Source organism: Streptomyces sp. NPDC048197, from assembly GCF_043202395.1.
Taxonomy (GTDB): Bacteria; Actinomycetota; Actinomycetes; order Streptomycetales; family Streptomycetaceae; genus Streptomyces; species Streptomyces siderophoricus.
Genome location: NZ_JBIDAJ010000014.1, coordinates 195,202 through 207,864, shown reverse-complemented (window position 1 = coordinate 207,864; position 12,663 = coordinate 195,202). Strand labels below are relative to the sequence as shown.

The window sequence follows — 12,663 nt, the reverse complement described above, 5'->3', positions numbered from 1 at the left end:
ATGAGCAGCCGCAGCACCTCGGCCGGGAGCTGACCGGCGGCGGAGGAGCGGATGATGAAGTCGGTGAACCGGTCGAGGCCGAACTCCGCACCGTCCGCGTCGCGAGCCTCTACGACACCGTCGGTGTAGAGCAGGACACAGTCGCCCGGTTCCAGGGTTGTCTCGTGGACCTTCCGGGCCGCCGGGGCGAGGTGGCCGACCAGGCCGATCGGAGGCTGCGGGGGACTGTCCAGTACGCCGCCGAGCACCCGCTTGGCACGGATCAACAGCGGCGGCGGGTGACCGCGATTGACCCAGCGCAGCACCCCGGTTTCGGCGTCGAGTCGGCATAGCACACCGGTGCAGAACTGGTCGGGCAGCCGCTGGGCGAGCGCCTGGTCGACGGAGGCGACGACGTCGGCCAGATCGCCACCGCCGCGGCGGGCGTTGCGCGCCGCCCCCATGGCCACCGACGTGGTCAGGCCGGCGGTCAGATCGTGACCCATGGCGTCGAGAATCATGGTGTGCAGCACGTTCTTGACCACCGAATGGTCGAAGGCGTCGCCAGCGATCTCGTACGCGGGTTCCAGGACCGCGGTCGAGACGCATCTGCTGCTGCCGATGGTGTGGGGCGGCAAGAAGGCCCGCAGCATCTCGGCGGGCAGCTGCATGGGCGCAGTGCGGGTGCGGGCAGCAAGCCAGTCGCTGTAGCCGCGCTTGGAGGTGATCAACATGGCGAAGAGATGGGCCAGGGCCTGGCTCCGGCGCATCCGCAGCCCGTCGAGCGAGGCGGTCCGCACCTCCAGCACGCCCAGCCGCTCCGCGCCGTCGACCAGAGGGAGCCAGACGGTCAAGCCGTCGTCGGCCTCAGCCACCCGCGGGGAGACCGTGCGGTACGCCCAGCCGGCCGACGAGCGCTCCACCAGCAGCGGTTCCGCGTCCTCATCGAGTGGGATGAGCAGGCGTTGTTGCAGGTCAGCGAGGTAGATCAGCGCGGCATCCAGGCCGAAAGCCGAGGCGCACCGATTCGCCAGGGCAGGCATCTCGACTGGCAGAGCTGTCTGCGCCTCGATGATCAGCTCTTCCAGCCGACTCTCGTCGACGGCGGTGTCGGAGGACGCGTGCGGTGGGTCCGACACGGGGATCACCCCTTCCGTGCCCAGTCTCACACCGATCCCGGCTTGTCTCCTGTCAGGCAAGATCGCGGCCAGCGCGAGAGCGGCGGGCAGCGAGCTCGCCCCGGGCACACCTCGTGAGCCCGCCACCCTCCGGCCACTCGAACCCATCGGCTCGAACCAATCGGCAGCTTCTTCGTCGTGACAGTCGGGCTCAGCGCGTGCTCGGCGGGACCGACATCTACTTCGGTATCGAATGAGGTCGGGACCAGCAAGCCCAACCGGGGTGTGCGGGCTCGGTCGCTGCAGCGGGTGGGGCGCCATGGGCAGCAGCCTCGGGGCGCACCACCGCAGATCGCAGAGGCCCAGCCACGCGGCGCTCGGCGTCCGGACGGCCAAACAGGTCCGCTGCCTCGGCCGCAAGTGCCAGTAGTGCGTGGCTCGCGGCTTTAGCTCGGCGCTTCCCGACCACGACTTCAGCCAGCTCATCCCCTGCAAGGCCGACACGTGCCTTAGCCTCCATGGTCTGGCTGGGTCCGTATACGGCCCACTGTCGCCCCGGCGCCGCGTGAGTACACGGGGACGTGGAGTACGGCGACGATGTTGCTCACCAATTGGTGGTCCTGCCCGCCGCTCACTGCCTCCCGACGAAACCCATGCGCCGCATGCGCACCACTGCGCACCTCTGCGCGCCCCAACTCAGCGCCCCACATGGGGTGTTCCTCAGCGGCCGGCACCTGCCAACATCTTCTGTCTACGTTCCGAGGCATCAGTGGGGTGTTGCATGGCATCAGCGCAGAACAACGACCAACGGCTGCTCGACCGGATCCTCGAGGACCAGCACCGGAAGCTCGCACCCGACAAGACCCGGGACGACTTCTTCACCTTCTTCTCAGCCGACAAGGCACTGCAGGATTGGGACCTCGACAACGACGAAATCACAGACGGGATCGTGGACGGCGCCCACGACTGCGGCATCGACGGCCTCTGGACGTTCGTCGACGAGCGGTACATCACCGCTGACGCTCATCAATTCCTCCCGCCCCGCGCCACCAAGATCGAACTGGTGATTCTCCAGGCCAAGAACACCTCGGGCTATCAGGAGACAGTGATCGAGAAGCTCCACTTCCACCTCCCCACTCTGCTCGACATGGGGCGAGAGGAAGAAGACCTGATCGACCACACCAATGCCAAGCTGTTGGACCGCACCCGTCGGTTCCTCCATGTGTTGGAGGAGTTGGCCTCCTCATTCCCACAAGTCCGAATCAAGGTCATCTACGCCAGCAAGGCGGCCGAAACCCCACACCCCAACGTCAAGTCCAAGGGGGACCGACTCCGCAGAGAACTCGCCAAGATCACCTCCGACACCACAGCGGAGATCGAATACCTCAACGCGGCAGATCTGCGCGAGCGCACCGCACGCGGCGCGAAAGCCGTCGCCCAACTCGTCTTCACCGAAACACCCATGAGCACCTCGCTGGGGGAAGGCTACGTGTGCCTGGCGCGCCTTGACGAGTACTACCGGTTCATCACCTCGGACAACGAGGCTCTCAGGCTGGAGCTCTTCGAGTCCAACGTCCGCGACTACGCCGGTTCGACCGTAGTCAACAATGCCATCGGGGAAACCCTCAAGTCCGGTACCGGTGAGGACTTTTGGTGGTTCAACAACGGTGTCACAGTGGTCGCCGATGCCGCCCAGATCGCCGGCAAGAAGATCGTGATGAAAGAACCCCAGATCGTCAACGGCCTGCAGACCAGCCACGAGATCTACAGTTACGTGCAGAACGGCGGCCAGCACCGCGACCGATCACTACTGGTGAAGATTGTCGTGGCACCCGAGTCCGGGACCGCAAGAGACCGCATCATCCGCGCCACCAACAGCCAGACTCAACTGCCCGCCGGCGCCCTACGCGCCACCGAGTCCATCCAGAAGGACATTGAGGAAAGCCTCCACCAAGCCGGCGGCTACTACTACGAACGGCGCGCCAGCTACTACCGCAACCTCGGCTTTCCTCTTGATCGCGTCGTCAGCATGGCTCGCCTGGCGAGGGAATTCACTGCCTTCGCCCTCCGAGAACCGCACGTGGCGCTCCGGCACTCGGACGCGCTGCTCCTGGACGACCAGCACTACGTCCAGATCTTCTCCACCCGACACGACCTGGACATCTACCGGCTGAGTCTGGACATCCACACGCGGCTGCGCACCTTCCTCACGCAATACGCGGAAGACCACCCGTTGCTCGGAGAAACCGTGGAGAACTGGCTCTATCCTCTGGCGTCGATGTCGGCCCACACCCTGACTCGGCTGCGCCAACCGTCCCCCCGCGACCTACTGAACATCGACCTCGACCATCTGAACGAGGCACTCATGACCCGCATGACGGGCACCCTGGAGCACAACTTCAAAGCTGCTCTGCGCCGCAGCAAAGCCGGCGGCGTCGACCGCATCGCCCGCACATCCGACTTCACGATCAAACTCCGGCAGGCCGTCATCGCACAGGCCCGCTACCGCATCGAAAGGTAGCCCGAACTACCACCTGGGCGGGAACAGCATGCACGATCAGAGCACCTTCGACAGATACACACCGATTAGCCCCGGGATAGAGGATCTCCTGCGCAACATTCATCAGGGATCAGTGGTGAGGGCGACCCTACCCGGAGCTCGCCATCCGTCCACATTCAGTTTTCCGCGCATCCTTTGGACGGCAACGTGCAGATGGCACCGCGCCGGAGAACTTGGCACAAGCAGTTTATGCGGATAGGTCGGCGGGACGCTGAACTCTGGCGTGAGTTAGCGAGGGAGCGGAGCCGCCATGTTCCCACCGCGCGGTGCATCTGGTGGACACGGGCCATACCTGTGCAGGATGGCCCGATCCCCCAAAGTTGGCCAGTTCCCACGCGAGCCCCTGCCCCGCGTGCCCCCCGATGGACGATACGACGACCCCTCTACCTATGGCCTGTACGGTGGCCGACTACCCGCCGCGAAATTTTGAGGACTGACGTTTCTTTTCGTACAGCAGAGTGGCACTGCGTTGGAGGACTTGGTTGGCGGATGAGCCGCAGCTGGCCCAGTGAACGACGAATTTCGCATCCAACTGGACCGTGCCGTTTTTGCCGCCCAAGGATATGCGGCGATGGCACGCTCCACGCATCTGGTCTGCAGCTTTGTGGGGCACCCTGCTTGAGTCCGGGTCGTTCATCAGCACGATGAATTCGTCACCGCGTATGCGGGCAATCTCGATCTCGCAGTTGTAGGAAGATGCTGCGTCAAGCAGTCTGTGAGCGATTTCGGCCAGCACTTTGTCCCCAGCCTCGTGCCCAAAGCGGGTGTTGATCGCCTTGAATCCGTCAAGTCCGTAGTGCAGCACGGCCAGTCCGGGCAGCGCGCCCCCCGGCTCGCCCTTGTGCCTGTGCGAACGACTGACGGACATCGACGAAGCACTGGCCATCATTGCATCGGCAGAGCCCTTGCCCTCGGGCACCACTCCGCACAGCTGCCCCGCCAGGTGACGGCGCAATCCCGCCTCGCTGAGTAGGCCGGTGAGCGCATCGTACGTTGCGTCCTTCTCGTGGATCTTGCGCTCCTCGATGTCCGTGACATGGGTGAGAAGGTACTTCGGCCCGTCGTCAGGTTCGGCCACGACAGAGGTGCGCAGGGAAACCCAGAGATATTTCCCGTCGCGTCGGGCCAGGCGCACCTCTGAGCGTCCGCCCTCGGCTTCGGTATTCAGCATGGTGCCGATGTCCTCGGGGTGAACCAGGTCCACCAGCGAGAGCCGTCGGAGAGCCACGGCGGGTCGCTCCAGCAGCCGGCACAGGGCGTCGTTCGCACGCACGATGCGGCCGTGCTGGTCCCCGCCCATCTCGGCGATGGCCGCCCCGGACGGCGCGTACTCAAACGCCTGACGAAAGGACTCCTCGCTGGCCCGCAGCGCCTGCTGTTCGCGTTCCAGCCGTACAAGTGCGCGCTGCATATTGGCTCGCAGCCGAGCATTGCTGATAGCGATGGAGGCGTGGAAGGCGTATGCAGTCAGCGCATTGCGCCCTTCCGGACCGGGGCGGTGGCCGTTGCGCGGGCGGTCCACGGAGAGCACGCCGAGAAGCTCTTTACGGATCGTGAACATGGGGGCGTAGAGCCGGTCTCCCGGATTCCACCGGCCTTCATCGTACGGCTCCGAACTCTCTGCGAAGAGCTCCGGAACACCGTCCTCGTCCAGGATTCGACCCTCGGAATGCGGTATGAAACGCAGGCCGTCCTGGTCCTCGCCCACCGTGAGACGTTGCTCCCACGCGGCGCGCGACCCGACCCGGCCAGCCATCAGCGCTTCGGCCGACGTGCTGCCTGCCACGGCCGCGACCACAAGGTCCCCGTCAGGACGAACCAAGTTGATCGCAGCCAATTCGTACCCGAATCCGGAGACGATACCGTCGACCACGGCCTGCAGCGTGTCCGCGAGAGTGCGAGCCGTGTAGAGGTCGGCGGTCGCCAAGTCCGTCACAAGGGGTTGAGGTACGGACGAACCATCGCCGCCGCGGCCAAGGGCACGGGGCGTTCCAGCCACAGGTTTATATGCGGGATTGCGGACGAAGGCAGCCTGCCCGAGTTGGTTGCGACACAGCCGCTGGGGTTCCGGCCGGTCCCGGGTGACAAGCCTGGTGCGCAATCGGGCGAAGATCGCGTCCAGGCTGAGGTACTCCGGCCCGCTCGGCACTCCCTGCTGAAGGACCGTGACCCACTCCCCCGTGAAGGTGGTGAGCGGTTCGCCGGGTGGCGAGAGCGCCACGGCCGTCTCGGCCGCCGCCGCGAGCAAATAGGTGCCGTCGACGGCGAGTTCGGCCGAAGCGGACTGAACTCCGAACGCCCGCGCACTGTAGCAACAGTCGAGTACGACGATCCGGCGTGTGGCCGCGCTTCCCTCCACCTCCCTGCGGATCCACTCGTAGGGCACTGCCGAGTCATAAGCGAACTTCGGGTCGCTGCCCTCGATGGCCAGATGCAGCTGACCGGTCCTCGGCTCGATCAGGCCGTGGCCCGCGTAATAGATCAGCAGGGTGTCGGTGGCCTCGTCCACGGCTCGCCGTACGGCCCGGGACACATCTCGCGGAAGGGCGGGATCAGCGACCACGGTACAGTGGTCAGGAGGCAGGTTCCAGATATCGCGGAACAGGTCGCGCAATGCGATCAGGTTGCCCCTCACCGCGGGCAAGTCGTCCAACTCCGAGAATTCACTGCTGCCGATGAGTAACACCCGGGTCTGAAGCGGGTCAGGCAGGTTGTCCAAGGCTCTGGCCGTCGCCTCACTCACCGAGCAGCCGCTGCACGGCCTGGGCGGCCTCGTCAGTGGACGAACCGCTGATCTCGATCTTGGTCCCATCGGGCCGCTCGATGATCAGAGTGGGGGGCTGCGGCCTGGTGGATCGCCACTGGGCAATGCTCATGGCCAGCGATGCTGCGCTGAAGCCGCTGCTCAGGACAACGGACAGGACGTCGAGGGCGGTGCCCTGGTGCCCCACGGCCTCGGCTGCTGTGCTCATGAGTTCAGCGCTGGTGTGGCGTCGCACGCCCCGGTCGGCGACCAACCAGGCGCAGAGCGAACGCAGCTCCACTTCGGCCTCGCCGCTTGCGCACTGCACCGTAACGTTCAAGTCTCGCCCCTGGTGTGTGACGACCAAATGAGTGTCTCAGCATAGGCTTTTACAGAGGGTGAGAGGGGCGAACGGTCCGGATGGAGGAAGCCGGCAGGAGCAACCGGCCTGGAGCGGCCGCGTCGTCGGCGGCAAGGAGATGTTGTGGGCGCCGCTGAGCGTGTCGACGCGGCCCGATACGCCTTCTCGGAGCACCAGTTGGCCGTCGGGATCACGAGGCTCCCCCCGCCGCCTTACCGAATTACACATAGGTCAGCCTCGCGCGAGTGTGCCCGTGGTAGTACCGCCAACCGTGCCGACTTCGCGCCTGGTGGCGCCGAGGGCGACGGGGCACGCAGCCAAATCTCGCGGTGCGCGGGAGCGGCGTGGTTGTCCCCTGCGGCCCGGGAGGCCGCAGGGGACCATCCCCTTCTGGGCTGCCGCTCAGATCAACACTTCGTGACCCACTTCAGGCTCCCCGGGTAACCCCAGTGGTGCTTCATGCTCTTATGGGCCTTCACCTTCTTGCAGCGGCTGTCAGGACCGTGGTTCACCACCACCTTGAGCCAGACGGTCCGACCGCAGTGGCTCTTGATCTTCAGGTGGTCGGTCCATCCCGAGGTGTTCAGGCTCCCGTGTCGCGCACACTTGGGGACCGAGTGGTGCCAGCGGATGCGGGCCTGGATGTTGTCGGTCTGTGTCTGTGCACTCCGGCCCTGCGGCTTCGCATGCTCTGCGGGGGCCGCGTTGACCGGGGCGATGGCGCCAACTCCCAGCGCTGCGGTCGCGATGCCGACCGCGGCGGCGTGGCGGATCACGTGCATGATGCTTCCTCTCGGTTGGTTCTGCGGTTCATGTCTAGACGTCGAGCCCGCCGGAATACGGCAGGCCCTGCTGCCGTTCCGCTGCACCCGTGGCACCTGGCCTGTCACGGCGGGAGCACCTGTGGGGGCGGCCTGGTGCTTCGGCTCCCCTTCTCTCTCCGCACCCGGCGCGTGGCCTTCTGTCGGTGCCCGGGGCACGGGGCGCGCACGGCGGCCACCTCGAACGGCCGGAAGGCACGTCCGCGGAGCCGACCTACGCCCCTCGCGCTCACTACCCTGGATGATTTGGTTGGGCGCTCCGCTGGACGGGGCTCTGGACGAAGCACTGGTACGGCGGACGCACTGGTGGCCGGCTTCAGGGGGAGGGGTATGCATGGGAGTTGACGGCGTTCAGGACACACTGCGCTTCGCACTGTTCGGGCCGGTATGCGCCTGGCGCGGGGACCGGCAACTGGATCTCGGAAGCCCGCGCAGACGTGCCGTTGCGGCGGTGCTCCTCCTCCACGCCAACCGACTCGTCGGCAGGGAACGGCTGATTCAGGCCGTCTGGGGCGACCCGGCGCCTGCGTACGCCGTCAACCAGCTCCAGAAGTACGTATCCGGCCTGCGCCGGGAACTGGATCCAGAGCGGCGCCCCCGGTCCGCCTCGGAGACGTTGCGGTGGTCCGACGGCGGCTACTCCCTTTCCGTGGCGCCGGAGGGGCTCGACCTCGAGACCTTCAGGGAGCGGGTTGCGCGCGGCCGCGCCGCCCGGGCCGAGGGGGATCTCGTACGGGCCACCACCTGCCTGCACGAGGCGTTGGAGCTGTGGCGTGGTCCGGCCCTGGCAAACGTTTCCGGACTCTATCTGGACGGGGAGCGTGACCGGCTCACCGAATGGCGCGCCACGGTGCTGGAGGAGCGGATCAATGCGGATCTGGAACTGGGACGGGAATCGGAGGTGGTGGCCGAACTGACGGGGCTGGTGGCGGAGTTCCCACTCAGAGAGCGATTAGGGGCCCAGCTGATGGTGGCCCTTTACCGGTGCGGTCAACAAGCCGAGGCGCTGGCGACGTACGACAAGGTGCGGCGGACCCTGCGGGACGATCTCGGTGTGGATCCGGGCCCGGAGATCCAGAAGGTGCACGCCCGCATACTCCGCTCGGACCCGCCGTGGCCCCCGCACAAGCCGCCGGCACAGCCGCTTCACCACGGGGACTCGCGACAGGAGGCCGAGCCCCACGAGCCCGTTACCTCGCCCGGCCTGCATCAACTGCCCATGGACGTCTACGACTTCGTCGGTCGGGAGGCGGAAATGCAGGAGCTTCAGCGGTCACTGTGCGGGCCGGGCACGGAGCACGATGCCGTACACGGTGCGGTGCCTCTGGCGGTCATCGAAGGAATGGCGGGGGTGGGCAAGACACGACTCGCGGTGCGCGCCGCGCACCACCTCGTCACCGCGGGGCACTACCCCGACATGCAGTTGTGGGCCGACCTCAAAGGCTTCTCCCCCAGCAGCCCTCCGGCGGATCCGGCCGAGGTACTGGAGGACTTCCTGCGGCTGCTGGGTGTCCCCGGCAGCCGGATCCCGGCCGGAAGCGGGGCTCGCGCGGCGCTGTATCGCGACCGGTTGGCCGGACAGCGTGCCTTGGTGGTGCTGGATGACGCCCTCGACGAGGAGCAGGTACGGCTGCTGCTGCCCGGGGCCCCGTCCTGCGCACTGCTGATCACCAGTCGCCGGGTGCTCTCCGGCCTGGACGGTGCACATACGCTCCGCCTGGGCACGTTTTCACCCGAGGAGGCGTTGTCGCTCGTGGCCCAAGTCTCCGGCCGCCAGGAAGTCGGTCCGGACTCCGAGGCAGCCCGGCGGCTGATCGAGTTGACCGGGCGGTTACCGCTGGCCGTCGCGTTGGCAGCGCGACGGCTGCGCGCCCGACCCGCCTGGACGGCGGAGGACCTGGCGCACCGGTTGGACACCGACGAGCACCGGCTGGAGCAGCTCACCGTCGGCACGCGGGCCGTGGCGACGGCCTTCGAGCTGTCCTACCGCTCGCTCCCCACCACGCTTCGGCGGGCGTTCCGGCTGCTCAGCCTCCATCCGGGCGACGACTTCACACCTGCCTCGACGGCCGCGCTGCTGTGTGTGAGCTGCGTCGAGGCCGAGCGCCAGCTGGAGTCGCTGCTGGACGAGCATCTGCTGCAACAGGAAACCTTCGGCCGCTACCGCTACCACGACCTGCTGCGCCTGTATGCCGCTGAGCTCGCTCGCGCCGAGGACGACGAGCCGGCGCGGCACGACGCCGTGCGACGCGTGGTGGACTGGTACTGCTCGGCCGGCGAGGCCGCGCGGCACGCCCTGGAGCCCTGGCGTGCACCGGCCCAGGACGGTGGACAGGCCGGCTCCCGCCTCGCGTCCGTCGGCGGCGGGCACACCGACCGGCCGACCGCCACCACCGCGCTCGACTGGCTGGAGCGGGAACGCTCGAACCTGCTGGCCGTCTCCCGTGCGGCCGCAGGCAACGACCAGCACGACACCACCTGGAGGCTGGCGACCGCGGCCCACGCGTTCCTCGCGCATCACGCGTACGGCACCGACAGCGCCGAGGGCCTGCGGCTGGGGCTGGAGGCCGCCCGGCGGATGTCGGACCCCGTCAAGCAGGCACGCATCATGCGGGATCTGGGGGTCATGTACGACGGCCTGGGCAGACACGAGGACAGTGCGGCCCAGTACCAGGCCGCTCTCACCCTCTCCGAGGCAGCAGCGGATGTGCACGGCACGGCTGAAGCGCTGTCCGGACTCGGCCGCACCTCGTACGCCCTCGGGCACTATTCGCAGAGCGCCAGGCAGTGTGGACAGGCACTGACGGAGTTCAATAAGACGGCGGACCGGCACGGTCAGGCCCGGTGCCGCGGGGGGCTGGGAACGGCGTACTGGTTCATCCCGGGCCGCCATCTCGAAAGTGCCCGGCAACACCGGTGGGCGACAGCTCTGTTCGAGGCGACCGGTGACGCACGCGGACAGGCACATGAAGCAAGCAATCTCGGCCTGGCGCACTGGATCTTCGGCAACTACGCGCAGTGCGCGCGCCACCACGAACGAGCCCTCGCGCTGTTCCGACAGAACAGCGACCTGCGCGGGCAGGCGATCGCGCGCCACGGGCTGGGGCTGGCCGCCTGGCATCTCGGGCGGCCCGGTGCGGCGCGGGACCACCACCGGTACGCGCTCGGTGTCTTCCGGGAGCTCTCCGACCGGCGGGGCGAGGCCATCTCCCTGCAGCGTCTGGGATTCGTGCAGTGGGCCACCGGCCACTACGCCCAGGGCGAGGAACTCCTCCGCCAGGCCCTCGCCCTCAGCGTCGGCATCAGCAACCGCCAGACCGAGGCCTGGACGCTCACGTCCCTGGGACTCCTCTGCCAGCGGCTCCAGCGCACCACGGAGGGCCGGGAGCACCTGCGGAAGGCGCTAAGGATCAGCCGGACGATCGGTGACCGGCGCTGCGAGTCCGGTGCCACCCTAGGACTGGCCTTGACGGTCCTTCACTGCGGACGGCCCCAGAACGCCATGGAAACGGCCGGTCGGGCATTGGTGCGAGCCCGGAACCTCAACGATCCGCACAGTGAGAGCCTGGCGATGATCATCCTGGGGCTGGCCTCCTGCGCACGCCGCCGACCTCACGAAAGCGCCAAGTGGCACCGCGAAGCCCTCGCTCTCACCCGGAAGACCGCCGAACCGTTCACCGAATCGATGGCCCTCACCGGCCTGGGGCACGTCTGCACGGAACTGGGGCACTACGACGAGGCGGAACGGCACCTGAAGACCGCCCTCGCCATCCGGGAGCGCATCACCGACCGCCACGGTCAGGCCGACACCTTGACGGCATTGGCAGATCTGCTGGACACAACAGGCAGATCCCAGACAGCGCGGTCCAGGCGGGCCCACGCCCTGTCGATCCTCAAGCAGATCGGCGCCCCGACCCGCGAAGACGTCAATGACGACGCGACGCCCTGACAGCGGCAGCTTCGAACGTCCGGCACGCTCTGCCGAGGTTTCACCAGCCTGCGTCGCGCTGGACCGGTCCGGCGACCGGGAGACGAGATCTCCCCGGGCATCCGTCGAGAGCGGCACCCGCATGCAAGCGGAAGCATGCAGGCAGGCACCGAGTCGACGCCGCCACCGCTGGAGACGGCTGGTCCCGGGCGATGGGCGGCACGGCGTTGTTCATGGCACCGCTGGCCGCGAAGCAGCAGGACCTGGGGTCAGCTCCCGGTAAGCAACTGTCGGACGACGTATCCGGCGGAGTCGACGCCGGAGCGGCGCCCTCCACCAGGGCAGCGACGGCTATGTGAGGGTTGTACGCGGCCAGCCAGCCGTTGGCGTGATCCCCCCTCCCCTGTGCCCGTCTTCGCCCCGACGCCTGCGAGTCCGCTCAGACGTGGCGTCGCGGTACCGCTGGTGGCCACGGTGCGCATCATCGACTGCAGGTACCCGGCCGTACGGGCGGAGATGGATCGGGGCGCGCTGTCCTGGTGCTGCCCCGGCAGGATGATCGGCTGCTTGCAGCCGACGTTGCGCACGGTCGCCGCCACGGATGCCATGAACAGCGGCGTGGCCGTGACCTTGCCCCGGCCCATGAACTGGGCTGCCTGCTCGCCGCCTTGGCCATCCGACGGAATACTCGGGTCGGTGGTGGCCACGCCGCCGCCGGCGCGGAAGCGCAGCGGAACCCGCCGGATGGCGGTTCCGCTGTTCACGCTGACTGCACTCGTCGCCGGGGCCACGTGGGTGGCTTGCGCCTTGCTCCACCAGAGGATCACCGCCTCGGACACGTGCGTCGTCGAGCCCAACCGCCGAGCTCGCCCAGCCCTACATCGAGACCTGACCGCGCATCCTTTCAGCGGGGCACACCCTCGGAGGGCAGTTCACCGAGGTAACACTCGTCGCTCAGGTCGAGGGAGCCAGCGAGGTGTTGCCGAGTACCGGCAGGGCGCAGGGCCAGCCCGGGGTGACTGCCATACGGGGTGAAGGTGGTGTCGTGCAGGCAAGCGGCCGGGCGGGCTCATGGTTCAAGTGCCTGGCCGTCCGAAGAGAGCGCCGCCCGGATCTCCGCGGAGGGTGCGCCGGCCTGATCTCAGCCTCAGCC

The 12,663-nt window shown here is 67.6% G+C and carries 7 protein-coding genes and 1 pseudogene; 2 read left to right on the top strand and 6 right to left on the bottom strand.

Features of this window, described 5'->3' with window-relative positions:
- Window positions 1–1,127, bottom strand: a 1,127-nt coding sequence (locus tag ACGF4C_RS20455) for a PP2C family protein-serine/threonine phosphatase (protein ID WP_393568014.1), incomplete at its 3' end; no start/stop codon positions are given.
- 751 nt (window positions 1,128–1,878) lie between these two features.
- Here ACGF4C_RS20455 and ACGF4C_RS20450 point away from each other — a divergent pair.
- Window positions 1,879–3,618 carry an AIPR family protein gene (locus ACGF4C_RS20450; protein ID WP_393568012.1) on the top strand — a complete coding sequence of 580 codons (1,740 nt, stop codon included), beginning with the start codon at window positions 1,879–1,881 and terminating at the stop codon, window positions 3,616–3,618.
- A 448-nt stretch (window positions 3,619–4,066) separates the two neighbouring features.
- Here ACGF4C_RS20450 and ACGF4C_RS20445 read toward each other — a convergent pair whose 3' ends face one another.
- The 4 genes and pseudogenes from ACGF4C_RS20445 to ACGF4C_RS20430 form a co-directional block, all read right to left on the bottom strand.
- Complete coding sequence (locus ACGF4C_RS20445; RefSeq protein WP_393568035.1) at window positions 4,067–5,593, bottom strand: diguanylate cyclase domain-containing protein; 1,527 nt, start codon at window positions 5,591–5,593, stop codon at window positions 4,067–4,069.
- Between the two features lie 159 nt (window positions 5,594–5,752).
- Window positions 5,753–6,469, bottom strand: a pseudogene (locus tag ACGF4C_RS20440) (caspase family protein); the annotation flags it as partial.
- Window positions 6,393–6,701 (bottom strand): hypothetical protein, encoded by a 309-nt coding sequence (locus tag ACGF4C_RS20435; protein WP_393568033.1) that lies wholly within the window; start codon window positions 6,699–6,701, stop codon window positions 6,393–6,395. The pseudogene ACGF4C_RS20440 and the gene ACGF4C_RS20435, both read right to left, overlap by 77 nt.
- A 467-nt stretch (window positions 6,702–7,168) precedes the next feature.
- Window positions 7,169–7,543 (bottom strand): hypothetical protein, encoded by a 375-nt coding sequence (locus ACGF4C_RS20430; protein WP_393568010.1) that lies wholly within the window; start codon window positions 7,541–7,543, stop codon window positions 7,169–7,171.
- Between ACGF4C_RS20430 and ACGF4C_RS20425 the strand changes: the two genes are divergently transcribed.
- Entirely contained in the window at window positions 7,479–11,531 is a 4,053-nt protein-coding gene (locus ACGF4C_RS20425) for a BTAD domain-containing putative transcriptional regulator (protein ID WP_393568008.1), read from the top strand. The two genes, ACGF4C_RS20430 and ACGF4C_RS20425, sit on opposite strands and share 65 nt — an antisense overlap.
- A gap of 248 nt (window positions 11,532–11,779) precedes the next feature.
- Here ACGF4C_RS20425 and ACGF4C_RS20420 read toward each other — a convergent pair whose 3' ends face one another.
- On the bottom strand, window positions 11,780–12,349 hold the full coding sequence (locus tag ACGF4C_RS20420) for a penicillin-binding transpeptidase domain-containing protein (RefSeq protein WP_393568006.1): 570 nt from the start codon (window positions 12,347–12,349) through the stop codon (window positions 11,780–11,782).
- Window positions 12,350–12,663 lie beyond the last annotated feature (314 nt).

Coding starts and splice junctions, on each gene's coding strand:
- ACGF4C_RS20425 (WP_393568008.1), top strand. CDS start 7,479: ATGGCGCCAACTCCCAGCGCTGCGGTCGCGATGCCGACCGCGGCGGCG.
- ACGF4C_RS20450 (WP_393568012.1), top strand. CDS start 1,879: ATGGCATCAGCGCAGAACAACGACCAACGGCTGCTCGACCGGATCCTC.
- ACGF4C_RS20430 (WP_393568010.1), bottom strand. CDS start 7,543: ATGCACGTGATCCGCCACGCCGCCGCGGTCGGCATCGCGACCGCAGCG.